The sequence below is a fragment of the Streptomyces sp. NPDC054887 genome (genome assembly GCF_053610585.1).
The window spans coordinates 1-15,990 of sequence record NZ_JBSGYQ010000043.1 but is presented as its reverse complement, the minus strand read 5'-3'; the positions used below and the strand labels follow the sequence as shown (position 1 = coordinate 15,990).

Below are 15,990 nucleotides of genomic sequence, written 5' to 3'. Positions count from 1 at the left end.
TCTCCTTGCGGCTCAAGGGGAAAGGGAGGCGTGATCCGGATCACACTGATGCCGTGCTGGCGCCAAATTACGCGCGAGTAGGTGAGGAGTGAAGCGACGCGTCGGTAAAAATTGACGAAGAGTCAACCAGCGGGGCCCGGCGGCTCTCCGGGGCGGGCCGTCACGCCGACAGCGACCCCGGGAGCACCGCGCGCGGGCCGAACTTCGCCCGGGCCCGGTCCGCGACCGCCTCGATCCGGCGGGCCTTCTCGTCGGCCGGGTCGAACGTGAGCTGGTGCGCGGCCTGTTCCGCCGGGGTCAGGCCCTCCGCGCGCAGCGCGACGGCCCGCACCCTGGCCCGCTGGAGGCCGAGCGCCGCGTAGAGCCCGTACGCCGTGGCGGTGAGCGCCGCCGAGTGGGCCGTGGACTCCGGCAGGGTCCGGGTGCGGGTGGTGGTGGAGCGGTCGGCGTAGCGCACGGTGAGCGTCAGCGAGCGGCAGACCTGCTCCTCGCCGCGGAGCCTGACCCCGACCTCCTGGGCGAGCGAGAGCAGGGCGCGGCGGTGGCGGACCGGGTCCAGCTCGTCGCGGTCGAAGCGCCGTTCGGCGGCGAGCGAGCGGGAGGCCGCGTTGGGGACGACCGGCGTACGGTCGATGCCGCGCGCCCTCTCCTGGAGTTCGCGCCCGGCCCGCGCGCCGACGATCCGCTGGAGGGTGGCGAGCGGCGCGGCGGCGACCCTGCCGACGGTGTCGAGCCCGTACGAGCACAGGGTGCGGGCCGTGGCGGGGCCGACGCCGAGGAGCGAGGCGACGGGTTTGCGGCCGAGGTACGCCGCGGCGGCCCCGGGGTCGCCGGGCACGACCAGCGTCCTGCCCGGCGGCGCGTCCTGCGCGGCGGTCCTGGCCAGCAGCTGGTTGGGCCCGACGCCGATCGTGCAGTCGGCGCCGCAGTGCGCGAGGGCGCGTACCCGCAGCAGGGCGGCGAGCCCGGCCGCGTCCCGGCCGAAGTACCGCTCGGCGCCCCGCACGTCGACGAGCGCGCCGTCGGGCGGGAGCGCCTGGACGACGGGGGTGATGTCCTCGATCAGTCCGAGCAGGGTGGGCAGCGCCGCCTCGGACAGCCCGGTCCCGGCGGTGTGGAAGCGTACGTAGAGGATCATCCCGCGCTCCCCGGGCTCGAATGCCACAGTTTGCGGCCGGTCGGCACGCCTTCGCCCGCGGGCTTGAGGTCGGACCACGGGTTCATCCGGTAGCCGGTGGGCAGTTCGATGGTCCGCCCGCCGTCGGCCCCGTCCTCACCCGGCGCCTGTTCGGCCGGTCCCGCGGAGGCCGCCAGCCGCTCCGCGACCGCGTCGAGGCCGCCCGTACGCCGGAGTTCCACGAGCTCCGCGAGGTTCCAGGCCGCCGACGCGACCACGCTGAAGCTGCGCGGCCCGCGCCGCTGCACCACTCCGCGCACCAGCAGCAGCCAGGAGTGGAAGACGGTGTGGGCGCACGCCGCGTGGCTGTCGTCGAAGAACGCGATGTCGACCAGGCCCGTGCCGTCGTCGAGGGTGGTGAAGATGACCCGGCGGCCCGAGCGGATCGGCGGGGTCTGGGTGGCGGCCTTGGCGCCCGCGACCAGGACGGTCTGGCCGTCCTCGGCCAGCCGCAGCCGCTTGGCGGAGGTCGCGCCCAGCTCCTTGAGGAAGGAGTAGTGGTCCCCCATCAGGTGCCGGGAGGCGTCCATGCCGAGGACGCCGAGCTCGGCGCTGAGGCGCTCGGCCTCGGTGAGGTCGGGCAGGCCGGCCGGGGCCGCCTTCTGCCCCTCGCCGAGGAAGAGCTGACCGCCGGACGCGCCCGAGGTCCGCTGTCCGGCGCGGAGTTCGGACAGGTGCAGGAGCAGGTCGCGGCGGTTGGCGCCGAACGCGTCCAGCGCTCCCACCTGGGCGAGCCGTTCGGCGACCGGCCTGCTCGGGTGGGCGCGCTGCCACAGGTCGAGCAGCGAGGAGTACGGGCGGCCCGCGACGATCCGCGCGGTCTCGGCCTCGCTGATGCCGTGGACGTCCATGAGCCCGAGCCGGATTCCCCATGTCCCACTAGAAGAGCCTTTGACATCCTTTTCGCCAGACACCAGTTCGATCTGATGAGCGCCCGCCGACCGGTTCACGTCCAGCGGCAGCACGGGCACCCCGCGCCGCCGCGCGTCCGCGAGCAGCAGCCGCTTCGGGTACATGCCGGGGTCGTGCGTGAGCAGCCCGGCGTAGAAGGCCGCGGGGTGATGCGCCTTCAGCCACGCCGACTGGTACGTCGGCACGGCGAAGGCGACCGCGTGCGCCTTGCAGAAGCCGTACGACCCGAACGCCTCGACGATCTCCCAGGTACGGGCGGTGACTTCGGGCGAGTAACCCCGCTGCCGCGTCCGCTCCGCGAACCAGGCCCGGATCTGCGCCTGCGTCCCCGGGTCGGAGAGCCCGCGCCGCATCTGGTCGGCCTCGCCCCGGTCGCAGCCCGTCATGATCCGCAGGATCTCGATGATCTGCTCGTGGAAGACGACCACGCCGTACGTCTCGCGCAGCGCGTCCTCCAGGTCCGGGTGCGGGTAGCGGGCGGGCGCGCGGCCGTGCCTGGCCTCGATGAAGGGCCGCACCATGTCGGCCGCGACGGGGCCGGGCCGGAACAGCGAGATGTCGACGACCAGGTCGCCGAAGGTCGCGGGCTGGAGCCTGCCGACCAGATCCCGCTGGCCCGGCGACTCGATCTGGAAGCAGCCGAGGGTCTCGGTCGAGCGGATCAGTCCGTACGTCGCCGGGTCGCCCTGCGGCACCTGCTCCGGGTCGTCGAGGTCCAGCGTCACGTCCGCCGCCCGCCGCAGCTCCGCGACCGCGTGCGCCATGGCCGACTGCATCCGTACGCCCAGTACGTCGAGCTTGAGCAGCCCGAGGTCCTCCACGTCGTCCTTGTCGAACTGGGACATGGGGAAGCCCTCGCCGCTGGTGGGCATGACGGGGGTGCGGCGCAGCAGCGAGGCGTCCGAGAGCAGCACGCCGCACGGGTGCATGGCGATCCCGCGCGGCAGCGCGTCCAGCGCCTCGACGAGCTCCCACATGGGCCCGTACCGGTCCTTCTCGGCGGCCAGCTGGCGCAGTTCGGGCAGTTCCTCCATGGCGGCGCGGGCGTCGCGCGCCCGGATGTGGGGGAACGCCTTGGCGATGCGGTCCACCTCGGCCGGGTCCATGGAGAGCGCGGCGCCCACGTCCCGTACGGCGTGACGCACCCGGTACGTCTCGGGCATGGCGACGGTCGCGACCCGCTCGGCGCCGAAGCGGCCGATGATCGCGCGGTAGACCTCCAGGCGGCGGGCGGACTCGACGTCGATGTCGATGTCGGGCAGCGCGGAGCGCCGCTTGGACAGGAAGCGCTCCATCAGCAGGTGGTGCTCGACGGGATCGGCGTGGGCGATGCCGATGAGGTGGTTGACGAGCGAGCCCGCGCCGGAGCCGCGGGCGGCGACCCGGATGCCCATGGTCTTCACGTCGTCGACGACCCCGGCCACGGTGAGGAAGTAGGAGGCGAACCCGTGGTGGGCGATGATGTCCAGCTCGTGGTGCATCCGCTGCCAGTACTCCCGGGCCCGCGGCCCCCGGTCGTAGCCGCGCAGCACCATCCCGGCGGCGGCCCGGGACTCCAGCACGCGCTGCGCGGTGCGGCGGCCCGCGCCGACGAGGTGCGGCTCGGGGAAGTGGACGGTGCCGAGCCCGAGGTCGTCCTCGGGGTCGACGCGGCAGGCGGCGGCGGTCTCCTCGGTCAGCGCCAGCAGCCGGTGGGCGGCGGTCCGGCGGTAACCGGCGGCCTCGGCGACCAGCTCGGCGGTGCGCGCCATCTCCGCCGCGCTCTTGAGCGAGCGCTCGCCGCTGTCGAGGGGGCCGCGCGGGTCGATGGGGACGAGCCTGCGGGCCGCGTCCAGTACGTCGGCGACCGGCCCGAGGCCCGGGTCGGCGTACCGGACGGCGTTGGTGAGCACGGGGGCCACCCCCTGTTCGGCGGCGAGGCCGAGGGTGCGGGCGGCCAGCCGCAGCGAGCCGGGGCCCGTGCCCGAACGGCCGTGGTGGACGACTTCGAGGCGCAGGGCGTCCCCGTAGACCTCCCGCCAGGGCGCGAGCAGGGTGGCGGCCCGGTCGGGGCGGCCGGCGGCCAGCGCGCGGCCGACGTCGGAACCGGGGCCGAGCAGCACGGTGAGCCCGTCGCCGTGATTGCGCTCCCACTGCAGGACGGGGTTGCGCCCGCCGGCCTCGTGGGCGGTGCTGATCAGTTCGCAGAGGTCCGCCCAGCCCGCCGCGCCGTCCCGGGCGAGGAAGGTGGCGCGGGGCGCGGACTCGTCGACGAAGGCCCCGCCGCGCACGGGCGTGCGCAGACGCTGTGTACGCCCCTCCTCGTCACGGTTGCGTCCCCCGGGACCCAGCGCCAGCTCCGCGCCGAAGAGCGGGCGGACGCCGGCCTTCGCGCAGGCCTTGGCGAAGCGGACCGTGCCGGCGACGGTGTCGCGGTCGGTGAGGGCGAGGGCGTCCATGCCGTGCTCGGCGGCGCGCGCGGCCAGCCGCTCGGGGTGAGAGGCGCCGTAGCGCACGGAGAACCCGGAAACGGTGTGCAGATGCGTGAACGCGGGCATCGCACCTCCTGAGTCCCCTGAATCCGTCCAGTCTCACCTCCCCCATCTCCACCATAGACCAAGTTTCGAACGTTCGTACGATAGCCATGTCCTCAGCCATTCGGACCGGCCCCACCTGCGCAAACTCCGGGGGCCGCCGAGCGTGGGGGGCATGACCTTCGTCGACGAGGTGAGGAACGCCGTCACGCCACGGGCCGCGCTGCTCGTGATCGGCGTGCTGGCGCTCCAGCTGCTGTTCATCGCGTCCTACGTGGGAGCGCTGCACCACCCGGAGCCGAAGGACGTCCCCTTCGCCGTCGTGGCGCCCGGGCAGGAGGCCGACCGGCTCGTCCAGCGGCTCGAAGACCTGCCCGGCGGCCCCCTGGACCCCCGTACGGTCGCGGACGAGGCCGCGGCCCGGCGGCAGATCATGAACCGTGACATCGACGGCGCGCTGATCGTCGACCCCGCGTCGAAGACCGACACCCTGCTGGTCGCCTCGGGCGGCGGCACCGTGCTGTCCTCGGCCCTGACCACGCTCGTGACCAGGATCGAGGCGGTCCAGCAGCGCGAGGTGCGGACCGTCGACGTGGCCCCGGCCTCCGACCAGGACTTCGACGGCCTCTCCGGCTTCTACCTGGTCGTGGGGTGGTGCGTGGGCGGCTATCTGTGCGCCTCGATCCTGGCGATCAGCGCGGGCTCCCGCCCGGCCAACGGACAGCGTGCCGTCATCCGGCTCGGCGTCATGGCGCTCTACTCGATCGCGGGCGGGATCGGCGGCGCGGTCATCGTGGGTCCGGTCCTGGGCGCCCTGCCCGGAAGCGTCGTCGGACTGTGGGGCCTCGGCGCCCTGGTCGTCTTCGCCGTCGGCGCGCTCACGCTAGGGCTCCAGGCGCTGACCGGTGTCGTGGGCATCGGCCTGGCGGTCCTGCTGGTGGTGATCGCCGGCAACCCGAGCGCGGGCGGCGCGTTCCCGCTGCCGATGCTGCCGCCGTTCTGGGCGGCGATCGGACCGGCCCTGCCGCCGGGGGCGGGCACGTGGGCGGCCCGCTCGATCGCGTACTTCGAGGGGAACGCGCTCCTCGGCCCGCTCCTGGTCCTCGCCGCGTGGGCGGTCGCGGGCAGCGCGGTCACCCTGGCCATGGCGGCCCTGCGCCGCGGCCCCGCGGCGGATGGGCACCCGCGCGGCGCCTAGGTCCGCAGCGCGCGCCCGCCGCCGGGGCCGGGAACCCGCGGCGCGGGAATCCCGCCCGCCGCGCCCGGAGCCCCGGCGCCGGAGAAGCGCCCGCCCGGGTCAGCGGCCGACCGCCGGAGCGGCCGGAGTCGAAGCCGGTCGCCGGGCGCGGCCCCCCGAGGCCGGCCGGCGCGGCGGGGCCCGGGTTTCGCCGGCGCGAAGGTACGGCGCGCGGCCCCGCCCGGCACGCGGCGTACGCGCGTACCGGACGGGGCCTCGTGGTCGTACGGGGCCGGCCCCGTACGCGGCGTGCGCGCGGGGCCTCGCGGCCGGCCGGGTCAGCCGATCTCCGCCCCCAGGGCCGCCAGCGCCGCCGGCACCGGCTGGAAGAACGTCTCGCCGCCCGACGCGCAGTCGCCGCTGCCGCCCGAGGTGAGCCCGATCGCCGTGTCGCCCGCGAAGAGCGAGCCGCCGCTGTCGCCGGGCTCGGCGCAGACCGTGGTCTGGATGAGCCCGTTCACGATGTCGCCGTTGCCGTAGTTCACGGTCGCGTCGAGCGCGGTGACCTCACCGTCGTGCACCTGCGTGGTGGAACCGCTGCGCGTCACCTTCATGCCGACGGTCGCCTCGCCCGCCTTGGTGATCGGCTGGGTGCTGCCGTTGTAGAGGTTGACCTCGCTCGGGTGCTCGACCCCGTCGTCGTACTTCACGAGCGCGAAGTCGTTGCCGGGGAACGTCGAGGCGGCCATCGTGCCGAGCGCCCCGCCCGTGGAGTCCGTCCACTGGGTGCCGGCCCGGCCGCAGTGACCCGCCGTGATGAAGTGCGGAGCGCCGTCCTTGACGACGTTGAAGCCGAGCGAGCACCGCCCGCCGCCGTTGAGGATCGCGTCGCCGCCCGCGATGAGGGGCTTGAACTCCCCGGCCGACTTCTTCAGTTCGGCCTTCTCCCCGAGCGCGCCGACGACCTTCTCCAGCTTCGCCCACGCCTCGCCCTTGACCGTACGGTCCGCCGTCACGACGACCTTGTTGGTCACCGGGTCGGTGGCCCACGAAGTGCCGGGAATGGCGGCCTTGTCGGTCAGGGTGCCGCGCACGGCCGTCAGCTCCGCGAGGGAGTTCTCGACGATTCTGGCCTTGCCGCCCGCCTTCCGCACGCCCTGGGCCGCGGCCTCGTCCACGACGTTGACCACGAGCGCCTTGGACTCGCTGTCGTAGTACGCCCCTGCCGCGTCGGCGCCCAGCAGCGAGTCGAGGTCGGATGCGAGCTTTCCGGCCCCGCTCGCCGACAGCGACTTGACGGTGTACCGAGGGGTTTCCTCGCTCGCGTTCGCAGTCTGCAAGGTGACTCCCGCTGCTACGAGGGCCGCGATGCCTGCTCCCGCGATCGCCACACGCCGCTTGGCTATGCGTCGGTGCTTCACGTAATGACCTCCTGTGGGGGGTTCGGCCCTGCGAAGTGGGGGGCAGGTCCGAGTACGCCCACTATTCCGAGGCCGATCGGTCGCACACAAGGTCGACTTCAGGACGCGCACACGACAACCCCGGTGCGCCCGCGAGGTCTTTACAAGCCGGGCGCCGCATGTGCCGGTCGCGTTCGCGAACACCGCGTGCGACCGCGGGGGAAACAGCGGGTGAGGACTAGTCCTGTCCGGTACTCGCCCCTGCGGACCGGATTCCGGCGGTCCCGGCACGCAGTGCGGTCAACTCGTGCGGCGAAAGGGCGCGTTGCGCACGACGAGTCCCCGCCCGGTCGGACCGGACGGGGACTGATGTGCCGCTGGCCGCGTTCTCCGGGCCCGGGGCCCGCGGTGCGGCGCTCTGCTAGTAGACGCTCACTCCGTACGCGCTCAGCGCTTCGGTGACCGGCTGGAAGAAGGTCGTGCCGCCGGAGGAGCAGTTGCCGCTGCCGCCCGAGGTCAGACCGATGGCGCGGGTGCCGGAGTACAGCGGGCCGCCGCTGTCGCCGGGCTCGGCGCAGACGTTGGTGCGGATCATGCCGTAGACGATGTCGCCGCCGCCGTAGTTCACCGTGGCGTTGAGGCCGGTGACGGAACCGCTGTGGGTGCCGGTGGTGGAGCCGCGACGCGTGACGGACATGCCGACCGTGGCGTTGGCCGCGCTGGTGATGTCCTGGTTGCCGACGGTGCCGGGGTGCGCGAGCGAGGTGTTCGCGTACCGCACGAGGCCGTAGTCGTTGCCCGGGAAGCTCGATCCGGCCGTCGGGCCGATGCTCGTGGTACGGGAGGAGTTGGTGTACCAGGGCGGGTTGCCGTCGGTGCAGTGGCCGGCGGTCACGAAGAAGTACGTGCCCGCGCTGTTGCGGACGTTGAAGCCCGCCGAGCAGCGCCAGCTCGTGGCGTAGATCGCGTCGCCGCCGGCGAGGAGCTTGGAGAACTTGCCGGGGGTGCGCTCGACGCGGATGGCGGACGCGTTCGCACCGGCCTCCCGCTTGATCTTGGCGATCTCGGCGGCGGAGACGGTGCTGTCGGCCGTCACCACCAGGGTGTTCTTGGCCTTGTCGACGTGCCAGGCGGTACCGGCGACATCGGCTTCGAGGACCGCGTCACTCGCGGAGGCGAGCTGGTTGGCGCTGAACGTGCCGGCCGTGTCGGCGCTGGCGCTCGGTACGGTGAGTGCGGCTGCGGCGACGAGACCTGCCGTGACGGCGATCAGGCGGGACCGTCTGGCTGTGCCACTGCGGGGGGTAGTGCGCTTGATCCTCACGTTTCGTTCCTCCCGAGGGAAGTAGGGGACCCGCTCGTGGGGTGAGCAGGGGTCCGTGAGGCGCAGTCAGAGAACCCGTCCGGATTCCGGATAGGTCGTGCTCCTGACAAGCGCTTCTCGGGAGTATTCGGGGCGCCAACAGCGCGCGCAAGGGCGCCTTTCGGCCTCGCGCGCGTCCGGGCACGGCTCGCGGCCCCGGCGGCGCTGGGGCCGGCGGGGCGGGTGCGGCACCGGTCCGCCGGGCGGTGGCGCGTCCGACGGGATGCTCCCAGCGGTGGTGTCCGCCCTTGGGACGGGCCAGCGGTCGATACGGTTCCGCTCCCCCGCCGGGAGCGTGCCGACCGGCGGCGGGAGCGGGCGGACGAAGTGGCCGGCGAAGGCGCACGGCGGCAGCGGACCGGTCGAGTCGACCGTCACCGTGGCCCGGTGGCGGCGCTCAGCCGGACCTCGCCGGGCCGGCGGCCCCGCGTCGACCGTGATCCCGTCGTGCGGCGAGGCGGTCGGGACGACCTCGTCGCCGTCGCCCGTCCACCGGCCCGGCACGCCCGTAATGCACCCCTCCGGGTAGTCGGAGAGCCAGTGCGTGCCGGTGGGCGAGAGCGGACCGTACGGCGCGGAGACCGTCTCGGCGCGCCGCTCACGCCGGCGCTGCCAGTCCCGCCGGGGGATGCTCCTCCACACCAACGGTCCACACGGGCCCCGGCCACGCCGCCCCGGGGACGCCCCGCACGGGCCGGCCCGGGGCCGCGACGGGGACCGGCTGCCGGAGCGCCCGGCAGCGGAAGCAGTCGGAAGCGGGTGGCAGCGGGAGCGGCCCGGGCGGGGGGGTGGCCGCGTCAGCAGTCGCAGCCGCAGCACTCGCAGCAGTCGCAGTCGCACTTGTGGCACAGGCCCTCGCGCCTCTTGCGCGACCAGGCGCCCTCGTACTCCTTGGCGCAGCACAGCTTGCACGTGCAGCACAGCCCGATCGCGACGGCGCACCCCGCCCAGAAGCCGCGCCTCGCGGGCCGGTGCGGCTCCCCCGTGAAGCCGGGACCGCCCGGACCGCCGGGCGGGCCGTATCCGCCGTAACCGCCGCCCGGAGCCCCCGCCCCCGCGCCGCCGTAGGGGTTGCCGCCGTAGGGGTTGTTCGAGCCGTACGGATTGCCGCCGCCGTGCCCGGTCCCGGGCGGCGGCGCCCCGTACGCCTGGACCTGCCCCTGGTGGCCGCAGGCCGCCGTTCCGAACGCCCGGTCCACGGAGCGGCTCAGCTCGTGCGCCAGCAGTACGTGCGCCAGCTTGTCGTCGGTGAAGTGCGCGTCGCGCAGAGCGAGCCGTACGCCGTGCACGGCGTCGTCGCAGAGCCTGCGCGCCTCGGCGAGCGTGGTCCCGGTGGCCGTCAGCGGGTTCCACGCACCCGACGCGGCGTCAGATTCCAGGTCCTCCACGGCGTCCAGCAGGTGCGCGAGCCGGCCGAAGAGCCGGCCGGCCTCCGCGAGCGGCGCGGCGTTCTCGGGCCGGCCGGCGAGTACGGCGGTGTGCGCGAAGGCCGCGGCGGTGGCCGTCTCGGCCGGTTCGGTGACCGTCAGGACGGAGGTGCCCGGCCCCGCCAGCGCCTCGATCCCGGCCTGCCGGTCCACCGCGTCGACCAGCAGCGCCGTGTCGAAGCCCAGCGAGGCGCCCGTACGCGCGCCCGCCCTGTCCCAGCCGGCGGCGACCCGCCGGGCCGCCGCCGCCACCGGCTTGCGGGCCAACAGCCCGTCCCGGTCGGCGACGTGGTCCCGCATCTTCGCCGAAGCCAGCACCAGCGAGACGGCGGCCGCGAGCCTGGCCCCCTCGCCCTGCGCCACGGGCGCGGTGCGCATCGCGCGCAGGGGACAGGGTCCCGCCGTGCGCCGCCAGCCCGTGACGCGCTCGGACTGAGCCTCCGTCAGAACCGAGACGATGAGCCCGTCGTAGTTGGTGACGACCCGCGCGAGCTGACCGTGGTCACCGCGAAGTGCGAGGCACAGGCCACAGAGATGGGCCATCCACTCGGTCCTGAGCCCCTCGGTGAGCCGATGGCTGCATGGCCTGACGATTCCGAACAAGGCGCTCCCCCGAGAGTTGTTGAACGGTGCGGCCCGCATCGTACCGAGGCGGTCGCGGGGGCCGGGTGTTCACCCGTCCGTCCCCCTCATCACCCGTGTGGCCCGACGGTCCTATTTTTCACCCTGTCAGCAGCCGGACACAGGACGGACCTTGACGAATCGCCACAACTTCTGCACCAGTACCGTCACGAATCCCCTGCGCGGCGGCTATCCACTTGGCGCGCAATCCGCATGATGGACGACGATAGGGGGAGCGGTACACAGACCGACCGCGGTGAAAGGAGGCGTCCCATGGGATCGGTGCGCAAGGCCAGTGCCTGGCTCGGGCTCGTCGAGGACAGCGACGACGACCGCTACTACGACGACGAGTACGCCGAGGGAAACAACGAGACGGCCGAGCCCTGGGTCACGGACCCGCGGGTCAAGGCGGTCTCCGAGTCCGCCGACGACAAGAGCCCCCGGATCGCCACGGTCACCCCGGACGGCTTCCGGGACGCGCGCGGCATCGGGGAGCTCTTCCGGGACGGTGTCCCGGTCATCATGAACCTCACGTCCATGGAGCCCTCCGACGCCAAGCGCATCGTCGACTTCGCCGCCGGTCTCACCTTCGGCCTGCGCGGTTCGATCGAGCGCGTCGCGAACCGCGTCTTCCTGCTGAGCCCCGCGGACACCGAGGTCGTCAGCGGTGAGGCCGCGAGCCGCGACACGCACGGCTTCTTCAACCAGAGCTGATGGGCGAGACGCTCACCGGAAGGCGTCCAGGCCGGTGAGCGCCTTGCCCAGCACGAGCTGGTGCATCTCCACGGTGCCCTCGTAGGTGAGCACCGATTCGAGGTTCGTCGCGTGCCGCATCACCGGGTACTCCAGCGAGATCCCGTTCGCGCCGAGGATCGTCCTGCTCGTGCGGCAGATCTCGATGGCCTCCCGCACGTTGTTGAGCTTGCCGAAACTGACCTGCTCGGGGCGCAGCCGTCCCGCGTCCATGCGCTGCCCGAGGTGGTGGGCGAGCAGGATGCCCTTGTGCAGCTCGACCGCCATGTCGGCGAGCTTGGCCTGGGTGAGCTGGAAGCCGCCGATCGGCCGGCCGAACTGCTCGCGCGTCTTCGCGTAGTCGACCGCCGCCTCGAAGCTGGCCCGGGCGGCGCCCATCGCGCCCCACACGATTCCGTACCGCGCGTGGCTCAGGCAGCTCAGCGGCCCCTTGAGCCCCGTGACCTCCGGCAGTACGGCGTCGGCGGGCAGCCGTACCTCGTCCATGACCAGCTCGCTGGTGACCGAGGCGCGCAGTGACCACTTGTGCTTGATCTCGGGCGCCGAGAAGCCGGCGGCGTCGGTCGGCACGACGAAGCCGCGGATTCCGTCGTCCGTCTGCGCCCAGACGACGGCCACCCCCGCCACCGACCCGTTCGTGATCCACATCTTGCGGCCCGTCAGCACCCAGTCGGCGCCGTCCTTCTTGGCGTACGTCCGCATCCCGGCCGGGTCGGAGCCGTGGTCGGGCTCGGTCAGGCCGAAGCAGCCGATGATCTCGCCCGCGGCCATGCCGGGCAGCCAGCGCTGCTTCTGCTCCTCGGAGCCGAAGCGGTGGATCGCGTACATGGCGAGGGAGCCCTGTACGGAGACGAGCGAGCGGATGCCGGAGTCGGCGGCCTCCAGCTCCAGGCAGGCCAGGCCGTACTGGACCGCGGACGCGCCCGCGCAGCCGTAGCCCTGGAGCGACATCCCGAGGGCGCCGATCGAGCCGAGCTCGCGGGCGAGGTCACGGATGCCGGGGAGTTCGCCGCGCTCGTACCAGTCCGCGATGTGCGGCAGGACGCGGTCGGCTGCCCAGGTCCGTACGGTCTCGCGGATCGCGAGGTCCTCGGGGGCCAGCAGATCGTCGATGCCGAGCGGGTCGCCGGGGTCGAAGGGCGGAAGCTTCGGACTCTGAGAAGGTGCGGACATTCCTGGCCCTCCGGCGGCTGCTCGGCTCACTATGACGTGCGGTGCGGGTCGTTGCGTGCGGTGCGGTGTGACGGACGTGCGGTGTGTGTGCGGCGCGGCGGAAAACTAGCAGTGGTAGTTACCGCCTCGCCCGCCGACGTTACGGGGTCACCGCGCGGCCCGTCCAGACCCGGCGTGCTCCGCGTGCTCCCGGGACGCCGGGACCTTCACCTGCGGCGACGGCTCGCGCACGGGCTCCCGCGGCGACGGCTCCCGTACGTTCTTCTGGTCCGCGCCCCGCGCACCGCAGTCCATCAGCCGCGGCAGCCGCAGCGCGGCCAGCGCGCCGAGGAGCAGCAGACCCGCGCTGACGAAGAGCGTCACGTGCAGGCCGTGCACGAAGGCGTGGCGGGCTGCGACGCGCAGCGCCGCACCGGCGGGCCCGCCGATCCGGTCCGCGAGCGTGTACGCCTCGCCGAGGGAGTTCGCCGCGCCCGCGCTCTCGGCCGGGGAGACGCCCGGCACCTTGGCGAGCCCGGGCGCGTAGGCGGCGTTCATGACGCTGCCGAGCAGGGCGATGCCCATGCCGGCGCCGAGCTGGTACGACGTCTCCCCGATGGCGGCGGCGCCGCCCGCGTGCTCGGGCGGGGCCTCGCTGAGCATCGACTCGTACGCGCCGAAGAGCGTGGTCTGGAGCCCGAAGCCGAGCAGCACGAAACCGGCCGTCAGCAGCGCGGGCCGGTCGTGCTGCCCCATGAGGGTCAGTACGAGCACGGCGGCGGCGGTCAGCGCGAAGCCGGACGAGACCATCGCGCGCGGGCCCAGGCGCTGGAGGGTGTACGAACCGGTGGCGCCGGCCGCCATCGCCGCGAAGGTCAGCGGCAGCAGCCGCAGGCCGGTCTCCAGGGGGCCCAGTTCGAGCACGAGCTGGAGGTACTGGACGGCGATGAGCTCCAGACCGACCAGAGCGAGCATCGCCAGGACGATGCAGCCGACGGACGTCGAGAAGGCGGGCCGGGCGAACAGCGTGACGTCGATGAGCGGCTGCCTGCGCGTCCGCTGGCGCCGTACGAACAGCACGAGGAGCGCGGCTCCGACGAGCAGCGGCAGCAGGGTCCGCGCGTCGGCGACCCCCTCGCCGCCGCCGGCCCGCTTCACACCGAGGACCACGCCGAGCACGCCGGCCGCCGCCATCAGCGCGCCGAGCACGTCCCAGGGGCCCTGACCGTTCCCGCGTGATTCCGGCAGCAGCCAGCGGCCGACGGGCAGGATCAGCGCCATCAGCGGGATGTTGATGAGGAAGACCGAGCCCCACCAGTAGTGCTGGACGAGGAAGCCGCCGAGCACCGGGCCGGTGGCGGCCCCTACGGCGGCGACCGCCGTCCAGATCCCGATGGCGACGGCGCGCTCGCGCCGGTCGGGGAAGACCTGACGGAGGATCGACAGTGTCGCCGGCATGATCATCGCGCCGCCGACGCCGAGCAGGGCGCGGGCCGCGATGAGGACGTGCGGCCCGTCGGCGTAGGCGGCGAGCGCGGAGGCGCCGCCGAAGAGGCCGTAGCCGAGCAGGAGGACGCGGCGGCGGCCGACGCGGTCACCGAGGGTGCCGAAGAGGATCAGGAGCGAGGCGCAGACCAGCGGATAGGCGTCGACGATCCACAGCAGCTCGGTCGCCCGCGGCCGCAGGTCCTCGGAGAGGGCCGGGACGGCGATGTGCAGGATCGTCGCGTCGAGTGCGACCAGCAGGAGGCTGACGCACAGCACGACCAGCACGGCCCAGCGGTTGCCGGGGGCGGCCCGCAGACCCCGCACGGCTCGCCCGGCCTTCGCGGGCCGCACGGTCGTCGCACCCGGCCGGTGCCCGGGGTCGCCCGCAGACCGCTGTGTTCCGGCCGTGGTCGTCCCTGACATGTACGTCCCTCCCAGTGGCGCATCCCTCGCGCTCGGCGGACCGGCGGGAACGGCGCTGTCCAACGTCCCTGCGGGCCCGGCATCGACGGGCGAGTGAGCCGTCAGAGTACGCGAGTCCGCACGGGGCCCGCGTGGCGCACCTCTCACCAGGAGGAACGGCCGGATGTGGCGTACGTCACCGTCCTGCGGCACCGGTGGGAGACGGCCCGCGAGCCCATCGGCGATCTTGGGATTCACGTGAGGGAGCGGGAAATTCCGTGTTGAGTTCCGGTGAACACAATTCATCGACACTCATTCACTCTTACGAGCGGGCCTCCGAATGAATTCCCCAGCGGGCCTCCCGGCTTTCCCGAACGGCCTGGAATTAACGTCTCGGTGAGACACACCCCACATCACATCGTCATCACAAAGGTGCCGGAGGGGCCGGGCTTGTCACTCACTCGCTGTAACGTCGATTCAGTGCGTACCGACCGAATCTTTGCCCGGCTGGACCGGGAACCGGAGCCGCCGAAGATAGAGATCCCCGGGATGAGCCGTACCCGTACGGCGCTCTTCGGTTCGACGCTGGCGTTCTACATCGCCATCGTCTGGGCCGTCCTGATCACGTCCTGGCTGGTGACTCTCGACTGGAAGATCATGCTGTTCCGGCCGTACGAGCAGTGGCCGGAGGTGCACCCCTTCCTGGACTACTTCGTCGTGCTCGGGCAGCGCGGCCCCACCGCCGTCATGGTGGCGGCCTGGCTCGGCTGGCGCTCCTGGCGCCAGCACACCCTGCGCCCGCTGCTGACGCTGGGCGCCTCGCTGCTCCTGCTGAACGTGACGGTGGGCGCGGTCAAGCTCGGCCTCGGCCGCCGCGGCCCGCACTACGCGACGGAGATCGGCTCGGCCGAGATGTTCGCGGGCGGGGATATATTTCCTTCCGGCCACACCGCCAACGCGGTGGTCACCTGGGGCATCCTGGCCTACATGGCCACCACCCCCCGGGCGAGACGCTGGCTGTCGGTGCTCTCCGCCGTGGTCGCCCTGGGCGTCGGCGCGACCACGGTCTACCTGGGAACCCACTGGGTGAGCGATGTGCTGCTCGGCTGGGCGGCGGGGCTGCTGATCCTGCTGAGCCTGCCCTGGTTCGAGCCGCTGATCGGCCGCACCGAGGCGTGGGTGTTCGCGGTGCGCGAGTCCTGGCGCGCCCGTCGCAGGCTCGGCGCCTCGCGGCCCGCACCGGCCGGCGGCCGGCTGTCCCCCGGCCTCTTCCCGCAGCGCCACCCCACCGCCCGCAGCGCCGTCCAGGCGGACGGCCCGGCCCGCGAGCCGGTGGCCGCGGGCAGCACCGGCCGCTCCACCGGCGGCGTCAGGACCGCCGCGCACCTCACGCCGCGGCCCCACCCGGCACGCCCGGAGCGGACCGCCGCCACCCCGGCGGGCAGCCGCCGCCCGCCGCACGCCGACCGTACGGGCGCGGCGCGCCCCGGCACGTCACCCCGGCCGGTGGCCGGGGGCTGACCGCCCACGGACCCGCGGGGACGGTACGCACAGGCCCCACCCCGCGGCGCACGAAGGCCCCGGCCGGCTCCCTAGTAGCCGTCC

10 protein-coding genes are annotated in these 15,990 nt (G+C 73.5%); 3 read left to right on the top strand and 7 right to left on the bottom strand.

Annotated features, from left to right (window positions below; genetic code table 11):
• Window positions 1-160: 160 nt before the first annotated feature.
• The gene (locus ACWGH0_RS23225; protein WP_453406122.1) at window positions 161-1,138 is read right to left on the bottom strand and encodes a DNA polymerase Y family protein; all 978 of its coding nucleotides are present in this window, start codon (window positions 1,136-1,138) and stop codon (window positions 161-163) included.
• Window positions 1,135-4,626 carry a DNA polymerase III subunit alpha gene (locus ACWGH0_RS23220; protein WP_453406121.1) on the bottom strand — a complete coding sequence of 1,164 codons (3,492 nt, stop codon included), beginning with the start codon at window positions 4,624-4,626 and terminating at the stop codon, window positions 1,135-1,137. Before ACWGH0_RS23220 ends, ACWGH0_RS23225 begins: the two co-directional genes overlap by 4 nt.
• 151 nt (window positions 4,627-4,777) lie before the next feature.
• Between ACWGH0_RS23220 and ACWGH0_RS23215 the strand changes: the two genes are divergently transcribed.
• The gene (locus tag ACWGH0_RS23215; RefSeq protein WP_453406120.1) at window positions 4,778-5,800 is read left to right on the top strand and encodes a DUF3533 domain-containing protein; all 1,023 of its coding nucleotides are present in this window, start codon (window positions 4,778-4,780) and stop codon (window positions 5,798-5,800) included.
• 317 nt (window positions 5,801-6,117) lie between these two features.
• On the opposite strand, the gene ACWGH0_RS23210 is transcribed toward ACWGH0_RS23215, so the two are convergent.
• The 3 genes from ACWGH0_RS23210 to ACWGH0_RS23200 all read right to left on the bottom strand — a co-directional run bounded on the left by ACWGH0_RS23210 (window position 6,118) and on the right by ACWGH0_RS23200 (window position 10,611).
• Window positions 6,118-7,200, bottom strand: a complete 1,083-nt coding sequence (locus ACWGH0_RS23210; RefSeq protein WP_453406119.1) for a S1 family peptidase — start codon at window positions 7,198-7,200, stop codon at window positions 6,118-6,120.
• A 400-nt stretch (window positions 7,201-7,600) separates the two neighbouring features.
• Window positions 7,601-8,503, bottom strand: coding sequence for a S1 family peptidase (locus ACWGH0_RS23205; protein ID WP_453406118.1), 903 nt, complete (start codon window positions 8,501-8,503; stop codon window positions 7,601-7,603).
• A gap of 836 nt (window positions 8,504-9,339) precedes the next feature.
• Window positions 9,340-10,611, bottom strand: coding sequence for a DUF5685 family protein (locus tag ACWGH0_RS23200; protein WP_453406117.1), 1,272 nt, complete (start codon window positions 10,609-10,611; stop codon window positions 9,340-9,342).
• A gap of 252 nt (window positions 10,612-10,863) precedes the next feature.
• Here ACWGH0_RS23200 and ACWGH0_RS23195 point away from each other — a divergent pair, with 252 nt between their 5' ends.
• On the top strand, window positions 10,864-11,304 hold the full coding sequence (locus ACWGH0_RS23195) for a cell division protein SepF (RefSeq protein WP_453406116.1): 441 nt from the start codon (window positions 10,864-10,866) through the stop codon (window positions 11,302-11,304).
• Between the two features lie 12 nt (window positions 11,305-11,316).
• On the opposite strand, the gene ACWGH0_RS23190 is transcribed toward ACWGH0_RS23195, so the two are convergent.
• The gene (locus ACWGH0_RS23190; RefSeq protein ID WP_453406115.1) at window positions 11,317-12,516 is read right to left on the bottom strand and encodes an acyl-CoA dehydrogenase family protein; all 1,200 of its coding nucleotides are present in this window, start codon (window positions 12,514-12,516) and stop codon (window positions 11,317-11,319) included.
• A 147-nt stretch (window positions 12,517-12,663) separates the two neighbouring features.
• Window positions 12,664-14,406, bottom strand: coding sequence for an MFS transporter (locus ACWGH0_RS23185; RefSeq protein ID WP_453406114.1), 1,743 nt, complete (start codon window positions 14,404-14,406; stop codon window positions 12,664-12,666).
• A 459-nt stretch (window positions 14,407-14,865) separates the two neighbouring features.
• Here ACWGH0_RS23185 and ACWGH0_RS23180 point away from each other — a divergent pair, with 459 nt between their 5' ends.
• Complete coding sequence (locus ACWGH0_RS23180; protein ID WP_453406113.1) at window positions 14,866-15,906, top strand: phosphatase PAP2 family protein; 1,041 nt, start codon at window positions 14,866-14,868, stop codon at window positions 15,904-15,906.
• Window positions 15,907-15,990: the final 84 nt, after the last annotated feature.